The 13,420-nt window shown below is 64.9% G+C and carries 13 protein-coding genes and 1 tRNA gene; 4 read left to right on the plus strand and 10 right to left on the minus strand.

Translation table 11 applies throughout. The annotated features are described in order from the left end of the window. Positions 1-114 precede the first annotated feature (114 nt). The 5 genes from EJV47_RS28055 to EJV47_RS13150 form a co-directional block, all read right to left on the minus strand. The gene (locus tag EJV47_RS28055) at positions 115-726 is read right to left on the minus strand and encodes a T9SS type A sorting domain-containing protein (protein WP_165903743.1); all 612 of its coding nucleotides are present in this window, start codon (positions 724-726) and stop codon (positions 115-117) included. A 785-nt stretch (positions 727-1,511) separates the two neighbouring features. After that, a complete protein-coding gene (locus EJV47_RS13135) occupies positions 1,512-3,680 on the minus strand; it encodes a hypothetical protein (protein WP_126693608.1) in 2,169 nt (722 codons plus the stop codon). Positions 3,681-3,795: 115 nt separating this feature from the next. Next, positions 3,796-4,071 (minus strand): hypothetical protein, encoded by a 276-nt coding sequence (locus EJV47_RS13140; protein ID WP_165903744.1) that lies wholly within the window; start codon positions 4,069-4,071, stop codon positions 3,796-3,798. A 176-nt stretch (positions 4,072-4,247) separates the two neighbouring features. After that, on the minus strand, positions 4,248-4,763 hold the full coding sequence (locus tag EJV47_RS13145; RefSeq protein WP_126693610.1) for a DUF6992 family protein: 516 nt from the start codon (positions 4,761-4,763) through the stop codon (positions 4,248-4,250). Positions 4,764-4,893: 130 nt separating this feature from the next. After that, a complete protein-coding gene (locus EJV47_RS13150) occupies positions 4,894-5,583 on the minus strand; it encodes a porin family protein (protein WP_126693611.1) in 690 nt (229 codons plus the stop codon). A 196-nt stretch (positions 5,584-5,779) separates the two neighbouring features. On the opposite strand from EJV47_RS13150, the gene EJV47_RS13155 reads away from it, so the two are divergent. The 3 genes from EJV47_RS13155 to EJV47_RS13165 all read left to right on the plus strand — a co-directional run bounded on the left by EJV47_RS13155 (position 5,780) and on the right by EJV47_RS13165 (position 7,310). Continuing rightward, a tRNA-Val gene (locus EJV47_RS13155) sits at positions 5,780-5,854 on the plus strand. A 96-nt stretch (positions 5,855-5,950) separates the two neighbouring features. After that, on the plus strand, positions 5,951-6,340 hold the full coding sequence (locus EJV47_RS13160) for a hypothetical protein (RefSeq protein ID WP_126693612.1): 390 nt from the start codon (positions 5,951-5,953) through the stop codon (positions 6,338-6,340). Between the two features lie 37 nt (positions 6,341-6,377). Next, the gene (locus EJV47_RS13165; protein ID WP_243651141.1) at positions 6,378-7,310 is read left to right on the plus strand and encodes a histone deacetylase family protein; all 933 of its coding nucleotides are present in this window, start codon (positions 6,378-6,380) and stop codon (positions 7,308-7,310) included. 18 nt (positions 7,311-7,328) lie between these two features. Here EJV47_RS13165 and EJV47_RS13170 read toward each other — a convergent pair whose 3' ends face one another. The 4 genes from EJV47_RS13170 to EJV47_RS13185 form a co-directional block, all read right to left on the minus strand. Continuing rightward, positions 7,329-7,790 carry an OmpA family protein gene (locus EJV47_RS13170; RefSeq protein ID WP_126693613.1) on the minus strand — a complete coding sequence of 154 codons (462 nt, stop codon included), beginning with the start codon at positions 7,788-7,790 and terminating at the stop codon, positions 7,329-7,331. A 30-nt stretch (positions 7,791-7,820) separates the two neighbouring features. Continuing rightward, a complete protein-coding gene (locus tag EJV47_RS13175) occupies positions 7,821-8,537 on the minus strand; it encodes a methyltransferase domain-containing protein (protein WP_243651142.1) in 717 nt (238 codons plus the stop codon). A 95-nt stretch (positions 8,538-8,632) separates the two neighbouring features. After that, positions 8,633-9,745 (minus strand): type III polyketide synthase, encoded by a 1,113-nt coding sequence (locus EJV47_RS13180; RefSeq protein WP_126693614.1) that lies wholly within the window; start codon positions 9,743-9,745, stop codon positions 8,633-8,635. 301 nt (positions 9,746-10,046) lie between these two features. Beyond that, positions 10,047-11,186 (minus strand): NAD(P)/FAD-dependent oxidoreductase, encoded by a 1,140-nt coding sequence (locus EJV47_RS13185; RefSeq protein WP_126693615.1) that lies wholly within the window; start codon positions 11,184-11,186, stop codon positions 10,047-10,049. Between the two features lie 308 nt (positions 11,187-11,494). Between EJV47_RS13185 and EJV47_RS13190 the strand changes: the two genes are divergently transcribed. Then, positions 11,495-11,758 carry a T9SS type A sorting domain-containing protein gene (locus EJV47_RS13190; protein ID WP_165903745.1) on the plus strand — a complete coding sequence of 88 codons (264 nt, stop codon included), beginning with the start codon at positions 11,495-11,497 and terminating at the stop codon, positions 11,756-11,758. 367 nt (positions 11,759-12,125) lie between these two features. Here the strand turns inward: EJV47_RS13190 and EJV47_RS13195 are convergent, their stop codons facing one another. Then, entirely contained in the window at positions 12,126-13,232 is a 1,107-nt protein-coding gene (locus EJV47_RS13195) for a flavin-containing monooxygenase (protein ID WP_126693617.1), read from the minus strand. Positions 13,233-13,420 lie beyond the last annotated feature (188 nt).

The raw sequence follows: 13,420 nt of genomic DNA on the forward strand, positions 1-13,420 counted from the left end.
CTCTGTAAAGCAACCGCCCGGCCGCCCTTTAGCGACCGGGCGGTTGTGTTTTGGGGCTGTTCAGGAGGTCCTCCGAACGTTATAGCCCTGCGAGACATCTTGCCAGACAGTAGTTTATTCCCGGCCCAGCCGGGCCACGTACCGTTGCCCGGCCCGGTCGTACACGGTGAGCAGGTACACTCCCGGCGCGACGCCGGCCAGCGGCAGTTCCCAGGTGGCTGCCCCGGCCACCGTAGCCGTGGCGGGCCAGCGCCGCACCAGGCGCCCGGTCAAGTCCAGCAGTTCGGCGGTGGTAGCCGAAGGGTGGGGCGGCCGTACGCGCAGCAGCATCTGGCCCGCTCCCGCAGGGTTGGGCCAGGCTTGCAGCGGGCCCACTGCCGGGCGCCGCGGCGCCGATGTCGCCGTTACGGTGGCCCAGGGCCGCAGGGCCAGTAGTCCCACGTCGGTGCGTCCGATGGGTCCCTGCCAGGCCGAGGCGGCCACTACGTAGGCACCAGTGGCAGCATCTACGGCCAGTCCGCCGATATCGGTGTGGTAGCCGCGCTGCAGCAGGGTGTCGCGCAGCTGCCGCCCCTGCGGGTCCAGCTTGTGCACCGATATTTCCCGGGCCCCGTTGGTGTAGTTCTCGCCCAGCATTACGTAGTGGTTGTCGGTAGTCAGGCGCACCAGCCGGGCCGTGGGCAGCAGCTGGTAGTAGCGCAGCTGCCGCGTCCAGACCGTATCCATGTTCAGGTCGAACTTGGCTAAGCGTCCGCCGCAGGCTAAGATATAGCCAGGCTCAGCTAGTGAGAGGGAGTAAAACCCGGTGATGTTTGCGGGGCATTGCTTAAAACGTATAATATTCCCTGTATCATCCATGAAATAGATCTTGGATGTTGCTGGATTATAACTCGGGGAACCCAACCAGAATCCCCCAGGCACTTTCAAGATTGTCTGCGCGCAGAAGGCTGTAATGCTTTGCTGCAGCGTTTGCCCGTTTGCAGTGAGGCGCAACATCTGGCAGTGTGTATTTATCTCGCCTGTTAAGACAAAATCGTTGCTCACACCCAATGTCATGTCGTAGAATCTATCATTGGTAGGGCCACGAAATTTCTTGCTCCACAGGGAATCTCCGCGGCTGTTCGTATTTATCATCAGCAGAAATGCATCCGAGTCGAATGGGTTATTCAAATCCAGGAGCCCATTTCCAGTAACCAGCACTCGACCAGCGTTGTCCTCACAGGCGCGACCCGTGTATAGAAGGCCAAACCCCCGGATGGCGTACTTACGAGTCCACAAAGTGTCGCCCTGCGTGTTGGTGCGGATGAGCAAGACCCGGGCCGGTGCTTCCTGCCGACCGACGAGCAGATACCCCCCGGCGCGCAGCGGCAGCATGTCGGAGCAGAAGTCGTTGGTGGTGGCGGTGCCGTAAGCGCGCTGCCATAAGATTTGCGCCCGGGCAGCCGGGGCGCTGACCAGCAGCGTAACCAGCCACCAGCCAAGAAGTGCGAAGCGAAGCATACGCCGGGGATTTAAGGATTTACGACTACTTGCCGGGTGCTGCGCTGCTTGCCATCAGCCCCGAGCACTTCCAATACGTATTGGCCGGCCGGTAGCTGCGGCAGCCGCACGCCGGTTTGTGCCTCGGCGGCCGTGCAGCTCCCTTCGCGCACCGGGCGGCCGTACAGGTTCAGCAGCCGGTACTGGTACCTCGCTTCCGGGTTGCCGGCTGCCGCAAGCACGAAGCTGGCCGGCCCATTGGCTGGATTAGGGTACACACTCAATAGCGGGTTTGGTGCTGGCCGGCCGACGATGACGGTGCCGGTTTCGCGGATTTCCAGGCGTCCGCCTTGCTTCAGCGTGAGTTGCCCGGCGTACCTGAGCTGGTCGGCATCGGCTTGCGTCTGCACGCTCACCAAACCGCCGTTGTCCACTACGATTTCCGAGCCTGGCTCCGGTAGCAACTGCCCATCCGCCTCGATGAACAGCGTCGAGGTAGGAGCAACCAGTATTTTACCGGTGGGCTTTACACGAATGGTGGCCCCGGTTCGGCAGCGTAAAACGGTGGGGTTGATAAAGTCTCCCGTCGCGGTAAGTGTATGGCGGTTGGGAGTGCCACTCTTGTCGAGCAGCAGTTCGGTATTCTCGAAGACATCCAGCGAATAGCCCGTAGCAGCGCTCGGACCGGGATGCAGCTCCAGATTGCCCGTCCAGCGGGTATTGCGGCCGATGATCAAATCATCGAACCGCACCCGCACCGTGATGTCGCCGTTGGGGGCTACGTGCGTGACCGTAACCGACACGCCGCTCAGGGGTATGGGCGACAGCTGATACGTGTACTGGTTGTAGTCCTGTAAGGGCAGCGGCGGCGACTTCTCGTTCCAGCCGATTTTCTGCTCCACCTGATTGAACACGGAGCGCGTCCCCAGGAAGCCGTCGACCAGCTGACCGTTCTGACTCCAGAAATCGAAGCCCTCCGTTTGCCAGTTGGTGTTGTTCCAGTAATCCGTGTAGCCGATTACGCCGTTGCTGTTCTTGTCGCCGCGAAAAGCCGCCAGGTCGTTGTGCCCGCCCGTGGGATTAGCCCGCTCGTTCACGAAGTTGTAGATGAGGTTCTGCGGGCGCCACAAATGCATTCCAAACAAGGAAGAAGTGCCGTCCCACGCTGCATCGAAGTTGCCGTGGGCCGACAGGAACTGAATGCCGCCGGCTCCGTCTTGGTAGTTTGTCAGCTTGGCCCGGGTGGCCCGCATGTTCTCCACGTAGGCCTGAATACCGTTGGGAATCGTTGGAAACGGCTGCGGCGGCGTGCGCCCGTCCACCGTGTAGGCCCCCCGGTCCCACACGCTGCGGCCCTGGTGGTTTTCCAGCCACAGATACTGCCAGGTGCCGGTGGCCGGCTCGTAGGTGTTGGGCAGCCGGATGCGCACGGCGTCGCCGGTAGTGATGAAGTCGCGCAGGGTGTATTCGCCGCCGTTGGTCAGCGACGCGGCGTCGGCCAGGTCGGCGCCCACGCCGCTGGCCTGCAGCGTGGGTATCCAGCCCAGGTACCACCGCTCCCAGCCGTTGGCGCACATGCGCATGGGCCCGCCAATCATGCCGTAGCCGTTGACGAGGTAAAAATGACTGCCCACCACGCCGTTGGCTCCCAGGTAGTGCGGCGCACCATACAGCGTGTGGCCTACCTCGTGCGTAAACAGCTCCTTATCGACGCCGCCATAGCCCAGGCACTGGGTAAAGCCATTGGTCACGTCCAGTCCCAATGAGGTGCCAGCAGGCGCGGCGAGTTGTGCGTACGGTACGGAAGCATAACCGCCGCCGCTGCCCAGAACGTTATCCAGCCCCCTTGTTCCGGCCGGGCTGCCGCCCGCGTAGCGCCAGATAACAACCGTGTAGTCTATCTGCCCGTCCGGCGCCGAGTTGGAGTTGTCCCGAAGGTAGCCGGGTTGATTGGTCCGGGCATCGATGTCAGTCCAGTTCAGGCTCTGCAGCTCAGCTTGGTAGCTGGTGCGGATGCGGTTGAATACTCGCTCGGTGAGGCCCCACCAACCTAGCATCGTATCCGCGCTGGCGAAAGGGATATTAACCCGCACCGGGAAGTTTACCGCCATCATTTTCAGCGGCGCCCCGTTGTGCTGGGACATTTGGTAGTAGAAGTTCGACAGCGTACGGTCGGTAGCGGTAGCGCTAAATTGGGACAAGCTGGTATAGAAGCTGGTAGCGGAATTGCGGGGTAGAGTTAAGCCATAATCAACTCCCGGGGTGCCTTGCGGCCAAGAGTTACTTGGCAAGTTGTTGCTATTGGGTACCGATAAATCAATTGTCACTTTGTGGAGTAAGTACATTATCATTATCAAACCCGGCATACACCACCAGCACCTTCAGCACTCCTTTCGGGGTAAAGCAATTGCCGTTGAATGATTTTGGCGTAGGACTGCCCGTACCGCCGCCCGGTAGTGCGGCAGCAGTGCTCTGGGTGCGGGGCACGCCGTACGGGAAGCAGTCAAACTGATTGAAAAACGCCGGATGCACCGTTGAGATGGGGTGCTCCTGGGCAACGGCTGGGCGACTCAACAGCAGCAGAGCAGCCAACAGGTAAAGGAAGCAGGGTGCGCACACCCGGCCGGAGTAGAATGACAACATGGGCAATATGGTTTGGTGAAGGGAATCATGACAACATTAATAGGTGTGTAAGCAGAAAAGGCGGAGCGCGCTTCTAAGATATTCGTTTTGAGTAATTTTTCGACCCCGGGATAATTTTTACTTTCTCAGCCCACCAGCGCCAACAGCTGCGCTGCGAAGCGGTGGTACAGCAGGTACAGCCCCGCGTCAAACGCCAGCAGAAACGCCCCCTGCACCGCCACCGACTGCCCGAAGCCCAGCAGCCGCTCGGGCCGCTGCTCGGGGTCGAGGGCCGCGGCGGCCCGGGCCCGCAGCCAGGCACCCACCACCAGGTAGGCCACGTCGAGGCCGGCGTTGACGAGCAGCAGCTTCTCGAAATCGAACTGGGCCTGCAGGCTGGCGGCCAGGGTGAAGCCCGCCGCGTGCAGGGGCTGGGCCTGAATGAGGCCCCAGGTGGCCAGCCCGGCGTTGATGGCACCCCAGCCGATGTTCATCTGGTGGAAGTGGTGCCGGGCCAGCTGCCGCGGAGTGCGCGTCACCAGCCAGCCGCTTAGCAGCAGGTTCAGCAGCGCCCAGGCGCCCAGCACGCCCATGCCCTGCTGGGCCAGCAGCTCGCGTTGCTGATTGAGGGCATCGAGGGCGGGCTGGAAGGCGGCGGGCATGGCTGGGGCGGCAAAACGGGGTGGAGCGGCGAAGTAAGCGGGGAATGGCAGAATGGCCAAAAAACAGGGAAGCCAGCCCATGGGGAGGACTGGCTTCCTGGCGTCAGCAAAAGCGAACGGGCGGGGCGGACTACTGCGAGAAGCCGAAGCCCACGTATACCTGCACCACGCTGTTCTTGATGTTGTCCAGGCCGCTGTTGGGCGTCATCACCCCGTTTTCCATCTTCGGGTCGTTGTAGATGTCGGCCAGGCTCAGCACGTAGCGCCCCCCGATGCGGGCCGGCCCCACGCGGGCTTCAATGCCGCCCACGGCGCCGTAGTCCAGCGAGTTGTAGTTGTTGTTCGACAGGTTCACGGCGCGCTTGTTTTCCTTGGCATTCACCAGCAGCGACACCTGCGGCCCCACGTGGATGCTCACGTTGTCGACGAAGTTGTAGACGAAGAGCACCGGCACCTGCACGTAGTCGAGCTGGGTTTCGTAGGTGCTCTGCATGCCTGCGGGGCGCAGCGCCGAGGCGGCTTTGTAGCCCTGGCGGCTGTAGAGGGCTTCTACCTGCAGCGAGGTCTGGGGCGAGAAGCCAAATTGGCCGTATACACCGGCGTGGAAGTTGTTGCGGGCCGACACGTCGCTGTAGTTGGCTTTGTCGTTGCCGCGGATATTGGAGGCGTTCCAGCCGCCCTTGATGCCGAAACCATTGTTGCGCGAGTCGGGCGTGGTCTGGTAATCCGAGGACTTACGAATGCCTTCGACGCCGCGCTGGGCGTAGGCGCTGCCGCCGCACACGGCCAGCAACGAAAGGATGAGTGCAATTTTTTTCATGACGAAAAGACTTGAGGGTTAGGCCTTGCCGCGGTTTTGCAGGGGAAGATTACAGCGGCATTAGCAGGGTTCTATACTAAGGCAGCCCGCCCCGGGTTACGCCCCGGCCGGCCTTCTCCGAAAAAAAACTTGACGCAGTGCTTGCTACAGATTATATTGCTGGATTAGCTTTGTCACTTCCGGCATTAGCCAGTCCGGAGCGTTAGCTCAGTTGGTTTAGAGCACCACCTTGACACGGTGGAGGCCACTGGTTCGAGTCCAGTACGCTTCACAAGCCCAAGCTCCTGCAGCGCCTGCAGGAGCTTTCTTTTTGTCCGGCCGCCGGGGCCCGGCCGGCTTGCCCTTCACCGATTGCCCCGTTTTCATTGTGCGCCTGTACTTTGAAAATCGCGCCGGCGGCGTGTACGCCGATCCGGCCGGTTTCGCCCGCCTCGTTTACAAGCCCGGCCCGCGCGCCGAGGGCGCCCTGCTGACCCACTCCCGCCACCTGCTGGCCCGCCACCACGGCCGCATGCTGGTGGATCAGCGCCTGATGCAGCCTTACTCGCCGGTCGAGCAGCAACTGGTGCGCCAGGAGTGGCTGCCGCTGGCCATCGAGGAAAACGGCTACCGCTACGGGGCCGTGGTGCAGGCCCAGGACGTATTTGCCCGCCTGGCCACCGCCACGGTGCTCACCCAGGCGCGCAACAGCAAGATGACCTACCGCTACTTCGACGACGAGGCGGCCGCCACCGCCTGGCTGCTAAGCTGCGCCTAGCGCAACCCCGCGCCGCTTTTTGCGGTTGACTGCCCTTGTGACGCTGCCTGCTCCCCTTCATTCGCACTACTTGCCCGTGGCCTGGGCCCCGCTGTACGCCCACCCCCTGCCGCTGGGCCACCGCTTCCCCATGCTCAAGTACGAGCTGCTGCCCGAGCAACTGGTGCGCGAGGGCACCATTCCGGAGGAAAGCCTTTTCGCCCCTATGCCCCTGCCCGAGAAATACATCCTCGAAACCCACGACGCGGGCTACTACCAGCGGCTTGTGGCGGGGCAGCTTACGCGGCAGGAGGAGCGGGCCACGGGCTTTCCGTGGTCGGAGCAGCTGGTGCAGCGCGAGGTGACCATCCTGGGCGGCACGGTGCAGTGCGCCAAGCTGGCCCTGCACACCGGCGTGGCCCTGAACGTGGCCGGCGGCACCCACCACGCCTTTGCCGACCGCGGCGAGGGGTTCTGCCTGCTCAACGACCAGGCCGTGGCGGCCAACTACCTGCTGCGCCACGAAGGCATCGGCCGGGTGCTCATCGTGGATCTGGACGTGCACCAAGGCAACGGCACGGCGGCGCTGTTTCGCGACGAGCCGCGGGTATTCACCTTCTCCGTGCACGGCGCCCGCAACTACCCCGCCCGCAAGGAGCACTCCGACCTCGACCTGCCCCTACCCGACGGCACCGACGACGCGACCTACCTGCAGCTGCTCGGCGCCACCCTGCCCCGCCTGCTCGACGAGGTGCAGCCCGAGTTCGTGTTTTACCTATCGGGCGTCGATGTGCTGGCTACCGACAAGCTCGGCCACCTGGCCCTCACGCGCGAAGGCTGCCGCCGGCGCGACCAGCTGGTGCTGGAGCTGTGCCACCGCCACCGGCTGCCAGTAGTAGTGTGCATGGGCGGCGGCTACTCCGAGCGGGTGGCCGACATCGTGGAAGCCCACGCCAACACCTTCCGCGTAGCGGCCGACCTGTGGGGCTGAAGCGGCTACGGGTCGTTTTTAGCGTAGCACTATTTCCACGCGCCGGTTCCGGGCGCGGGCTTCGGGGTCGTCGGAGCCGTCGGGCCTGGCGTTGGGTACCAGCGGATCGGCTTCGCCCAGGCCCTGCACTTCCATGGGCACCGTCACCTGGTGCTGCCGCAGCCAGCCGGCCACGGCTTCGGCCCGCACCTGCGCGAGCTGGGCGTTTTCGTTGTCGTCGCCGCGGCTGTCGGTGTAGCAGCGCACCAGCAGCAGAGTGCGGGGCTGCGCGCGCACCCGCTGGGCCAGCTGTTGCAGCGCGGGCTCGGCCGTGGGCTTCAGCTCCGGCCGGCCATCCTCAAACAACCAGTCGGCGCTCAAACCCAGTACGGGGCCTTCGGGCGTCTGGCGGCTGACGATTTCGCCCTGCGGGGTTTTGTCGGGGCGGCAGGCGGTGAGGCTGAGCAGGGTGAGGCCTAAGGCAGCGAGGGTATTTTTCATAACGGAAGCGGGTGGCGGAGCCCAAAAGTATCAGCCGGCGGCCGAATCGGCGGGCAGTACCAGCTGCCAGCGGAAGGCCCAGCGCCAGCGCAGCCGGTAGCGGCCGATACCGGCCTGCCGCAGCAACCGCTGCCAGTCGCGGCGGCGGAAGGCCCGCAGCACCGACAGCGGGGCGTCGTGCTGCACCAGGTGGGAGCCGCCGAGCAGCCGCGTGAGCCAGCGGATGCTGTGGTAGGCCAGCGGGTGCCGGTGCAGGTCGTTGACCACCACGGCCACTCGTGCCTGCCGCTGCCACTGGCGCAGCATCTGCACCAGCTGCTCGTCGGTGAAGTGGTGGCAGAACAGGCTGCTGGTAATCACGTCGGGCCGGCGGGCGGCAAAATCGGCGGAAAAGATATCCTGCTGCTCGAAGCTGATTTCGGCATACTCCCGGCTGCGGCCCGCGGCGTACTCCACCATGAAGGCGTTGGCATCGACGCCCACCAGCTCTACCGGCAGCCGGCGCCGCCGCGCCCAGCGGGCCAGGTAGCGCAGCGTGTCGCCGCCGCCGCTGCCCACGTCCAGCACCTGCAGGGGCCGCTGCCGCCGCCCCACCAGCCGCCCCAGCGCCTGCGTCACCACCGAGTAGCCGCCCAGCCGGGTGTTGATGATTTCCAGCTCGTCCAGGTTCCGGCGCAGCGCATCGGAGGCCAAGGTCAAATCGTCCATCAGCTCCGGCGCATCGGAGCGGCGCGCAAAGTCGGGCATGGTTTAAATGGTTAAATGGCTGGATGGTCAAATGACTGACCGTTGCTGATGTTGAACGACCAGCCATTTAGCCATTCAACCATTTAGCCCTTCTATTAATACACCACCCGCAGCAGCATGGCTTCCAGCGTCAGGCCGGGGCCGAAGGCGAAGCTGAGCACGGGCGCGCCGTCGTCGGTGGGCTGCAGGTGACGCTGCAGCTCCCGCAGCACAAACAGCACCGTGGCCGAGGAGAGGTTGCCGACTTCGTGCAGCACGCGGTAGGCGTGGCGGTTGTCGGCCGGGGTGAGGCCCAGCTCCTGCTCGATGGCCTCCAGAATGCGCCGGCCGCCGGGGTGAATGGCGAAGTGGCGCACGTCGGGCAGGCGCACGGGCAGCTGGCGCAGCAGCCCGTCGGTGAGCTTGCGGATGCCCTGCTTCACCAGCCGCGGCACGTAGCTCGACAGGGTCATTTCGAAGCCGAAGTCGTTGACGTGCCAGGCCATGTCGGCCTGCCCGTCGGGCTCCAGCCCGCAGTGAAAGGCCGTCAGCTCCAGGTTGGGCCGGCCGGGCGCGGGCTGGCCCAGCACCAGCGCCGCCGAGGCCCCGTCGCCAAACAGGGCGTTGGCCACCAAGTGGTCCTCCTCGGTGCGCTTCTGAAAGTGCAGGGTGCACAGCTCGGTGCACACGATGAGCACCCGGCTGCCGGGGTCGGCGCGGCAGAAAGCGTCGGCCAACTTTAGGGCGTTGAAGGCCGCGTAGCAGCCCATGAAGTTCACGCAGGTGCGCTGCACGTCGGGGCGCAGGCCCAGGTGCTGCACCAGCTCAATGTCGAGCCCCGGGGCGTACATGCCCGTGCAGCTCACCGACACGAGGTGCGTGATGCTCAGCGGGTCGATGTCGGGGGCCTGGTGCAGGCAGTCCAGCACGGCCTCGGCGGCCAGCGGCAGGGCCTCGCGCCGGTACACCCGCATCCGGGCCCCGACGGTCGGGAACGGCTCCAAATCGACCGTATTCGGGAAGAAGGTAAAGGCCCCCTCCGCGCGGCCGTAGTCGGGCAGCACCGTGTGGCGGTAGCCGATGCCCGACATGCGGTAAATAGCCCGGAGCTTGCGGGTGCCAGCCTCATCCATGCCGTGGGCGCGGGCCATAAAATCGGCAATTTGCGGCTGCGGCAGCCGGTGCGCCGGCGTTGCCGTGCCGATGGCGCTGATAAAGCTGGTGGTCATGCAGGGGCAGTATACGGAAATCGGGAAGGAGGAATGAAGAATGAGGAGGGAGGAATAAAAAGAACGTCATCCTGAGGCGCAGCCGAAGGACCTTCCTCGCCCCCTGCACTGCCACTGCCTATGAAATGCCAACGCTATCCAGCCAGAATGATATAATAGTTACTCTAACGTCTGGCCATTGGGGTAACTGTTCATGTCGACACCTGCAAAGAAGCGTCTGCGCTTGGACTGTGTCGGCGGTGCAGGGTTCGAGGAAGGTCCTTCGGCTACGCCTCAGGATGACGTTCTGATTTCTTTTTTTCTAGAACGCCTTCCCGTGCGTCTGGCGCATCAGGGCCTGTACCACGGCCGGGGCGTGGCGCAGGGTGCCCACCACGGCATTGGTGAGCCGGGGGCCGCCGAACAAGCCCTGCACCCAGCGCCCTACCCGCAGCCGCCCGGCAAACTCGCGCTGCCAGGCCCGGGTGTAGGCCGCTTCCAGGGCCGGGCGCGGGAGCTGCCCGCCCAGAAAAGCGTCGATGTGGCCGGCGGCCAGGGCAGCGCCGTGCATGGCCATGGCCATGCCGTTGCCGCAGAGCGGGGTGATGAGGCCGGCCGCGTCGCCGCACATGAGCACGTGCTGCTCCACACAGGTTTTCGGGGCGAAGGAAATTTCGTTGATGACCTCCGGCGCCGCGTACAGCCGCTCCGATTCGGCCAGAATGCGTCGCAGGTGCGGATTCTGGCCCAGCACGTCGGCTTCCAGGGCCGGAATGCTGCCCGCCCCGCGCAGCTGCTCCCGGGTGGTGAGGTAGCAGAAGCAGTAGCGCCCGTGTTCCACCGCCGAGAGGCCCGCGTAGCCGTCCGGGAAGTTGTGCAGGGCAATCAGGTCGGGCGGAAAGTCGAGGCGCAGGTGGTACTTGACGCCCACGTATGGGGAGCGTTGCCGGAAAAACGCCCGGCCCAGCTGCCGGTCGAGGGTGGCGCGCTTGCCGTGGGTGCCCAGCACCACGCGGGCCGTCAGCTCCTCGCCCCCGGCCAGGCGCACCCGAAACTGGTCGGCAGCCGCCTCAAACTGCACCCCGGCCACCGTAGCGCCCAGCCGAAACTGCACGCCCCGCGCCCGGGCCCGCTGGTACAAGAACTCGTCGAGGGCGTAGCGGCTCACGCCGAAACCGCCCAGGTCCAGCGGGGCCGTGAGCGTGCGCCCGCCCGGTGCCGAAAGCAGGAAACGCCGGATGCGAGCCGGACTGAGCGGTTCCGGGTCGGCCCCGAGCCGGCGCAGGTAGGGCAGCACCTCGTTCGACACGTACTCGCCGCAAACGCGGTGGAAGGGGTAGTGCCGCCGCTCCACCAGCGTCACCCGCCGGCCGCGCCCGGCCAGATCCAGCGCCGCCGTGAGGCCGGCCAGGCCGCCGCCAATAATCAGAATATCACAATCAGCGCGGGCGGCGAGGGTCACACAATCGGGTGATTAAGCGAGAAAAAACGCCCATTGGCGGGCATTTAGTATACGATTATCGGAAAGCTACCAGACAAGCCCTATATTTTGATAACTTATTTCAGAATAAGCCGTTAATTTTGCTGACGATTTGCGCTGTCACGCGGCGTCCGCATCACCCTCCCACACACGACGCCCGACCTACCTGCATCCTGCTTATGTACAAACGACTACTTTACGCTGTTCTGGTGACTGCTGTTAGCCTATGCGCCCTGCCAAGCAGTTTACCCGCTACCGCTGCCGCGCGCCAGTCGGCGCCGCGCCCGGCCGTGGCATCTGAAGAGAAAAACATCGTGGTGTACCCCAATCCCAGCTCGGGCGTGGTACACATCTCCGTTACTGGCTTCGAAGGCCGCAAAACGGAGCTGCGCGTGCTCAACGTCATCGGCACGGTGGTGTACCGCGAAACCATTACGGAGCTGGATAACCGCTTCACCCGCACGCTCGATTTGAGCCGCTTCGCCAGCGGCCTGTACTACGTCAAAATCGACGCGGACAACAACAGCGTGATGCGCAAGCTGGTAATTCGCTAGCAATTCCGACTTCTAGCTTACCGCGCGGGCGGCTTCCTTCTGGGGAGGCCGCCCGCTTCGTTTGATAGCGGCTGGCTCGACGGCCGCGGGCCCGGGCTCCAGACTCGCCGGAGCCATGGGACAGCCGCCCCGAACCCGCCGGGCGCAAAAAAGCCCTTCCGGCGAACCGGAAGGGCTGACAGTGCGAAACGAAAACCCGGGATTAGCGACGGGCGCGAACCGGTACCGGCTGGAGCTGAGGTTTGCGGCCGCCCAGGAGGCGGTTCAGCAGCGCAGCCAGTTGTTCGGCGAGCGAATTCAGCGTCATGGAAGAGTACAAAAAAAGTGAAAGCCTACAGACCAAAGTACGTAGTTTAACCCATCGGGGCTAACTCTGGTTTCCTTTTTTTCGCTCAACCGTAGCTGGCGCCGTCAGAAGCTGCTTTATTACTCGTTGAGCGTCGCGCGCCACGCCGCCCATCAGGGCCGAGCCGCGGCTGTCGAGCCAGGGCAAACCGAGGAAAGCCAGGCCGGGCACCTCGCTCAGGCCGCGGTGGTGGCGGGGGTGGCCTTGGGCGTCGAGCACGGGCAGATCAATCCAGCCGTAATCGGGGCGGAAGCCGGTGGCCCACACCACGGCCTGCAGCGGCGGCGTGGTAGCCCGGAGGCCTTCCAGCGCCGCGCCCCGCACCTGCCGGGCCCGCCCGATGAAATGGGCAGTGGGCAGCCGGCGCAGGGCGTAGTAAGGGCCGGCTACCACGGGCTCGGGCTGCCGGTGCATGAAGCCCCCCACCAGCCCGTGCCGCGAAGCCCGAAACAGGCCCAGCAGGCTCATGGTGGTCCACATAGCCATGTTGTTGGGCACGGCCTTGATGCGCTCATCGAAGGCTACGTACACCGGGCGGCCGGTGGCGGCCAGCTCGGCGGCAATCTGCACGGCGGAATTGCCGCTGCCCACCACGGCCACCGGTCCCGCACCCGGCAGCTGCTCGGGCCGCTGATAGACGCTGCTGTGCAGCTGCTGCACCTCGGGCGGCAGCGTGGCAGCCCAGGCGGGCACCTTGGCCGCCGCAAAGCCGCCCGTGCACACCACCACCCGCCGGGCAATGTAGCGCGTGCCGTCGGCCGTCAGCACCTCGAAGCCGCTGCCGCCGATGCCGCCGAGGCGCACCACCGGCTGGTTCAGGCGGATATCGAAGGCAAAATGCGCGGCGTACCGGCGCAGGTAGTCGGCGGCCTCGTCCTTGGTGGGGTAGCGGCGCGGCGGGCCGGGCCAGGGCAGCCCTGGCAGCCCGCTGGCCCAGGCGGGCGAAAACAGCCGCAGCGAGTCGTAGCGCGTGGCCCACTGCTGGCCCACGGCCCCGGCCCGCTCCAGCACGATGCAGGCCACGCCGGCCCGCTGCAGGTAGTAGGCCGCCGCCAGCCCGGCCTGCCCGGCCCCGATGACGAGGGTATCGGTACGAAATTCGGCGGAGGCGGGCAAGCTGTCGGGCATCGGAGCGAGGGGAAAGCGGCAAAAGCCCGCAAAGAAACTACTACGCAATCAATAAGGCCGGGCCCGGTATTGGCGGACTACCGGGTGAGCGGGGTCGGCAGCCCCGGGCAACCGACGCTCGAAAGCCTGCCTGGCCGCGCCGTTCTGCGGTTTCGCGCCGCACCGAGGCGGGCATGAGGGCCCACCCG

The sequence above is a fragment of the Hymenobacter gummosus genome, assembly GCF_003970915.1.
In the GTDB taxonomy this organism is placed as follows: Bacteria; Bacteroidota; Bacteroidia; order Cytophagales; family Hymenobacteraceae; genus Solirubrum; species Solirubrum gummosum.

Excerpts from the sequence above, each read along its gene's own strand:
- EJV47_RS28055 (WP_165903743.1), bottom strand. The coding sequence starts at position 726 with ATGGATACGGTCTGGACGCGGCAGCTGCGCTACTACCAGCTGCTGCCC.
- EJV47_RS13145 (WP_126693610.1), bottom strand. The coding sequence starts at position 4,763 with ATGCCCGCCGCCTTCCAGCCCGCCCTCGATGCCCTCAATCAGCAACGC.
- EJV47_RS13150 (WP_126693611.1), bottom strand. The coding sequence starts at position 5,583 with ATGAAAAAAATTGCACTCATCCTTTCGTTGCTGGCCGTGTGCGGCGGC.
- EJV47_RS13170 (WP_126693613.1), bottom strand. The coding sequence starts at position 7,790 with ATGAAAAATACCCTCGCTGCCTTAGGCCTCACCCTGCTCAGCCTCACC.
- EJV47_RS13175 (WP_243651142.1), bottom strand. The coding sequence starts at position 8,537 with ATGCCCGACTTTGCGCGCCGCTCCGATGCGCCGGAGCTGATGGACGAT.
- EJV47_RS13180 (WP_126693614.1), bottom strand. The coding sequence starts at position 9,745 with ATGACCACCAGCTTTATCAGCGCCATCGGCACGGCAACGCCGGCGCAC.
- EJV47_RS13195 (WP_126693617.1), bottom strand. The coding sequence starts at position 13,232 with ATGCCCGACAGCTTGCCCGCCTCCGCCGAATTTCGTACCGATACCCTC.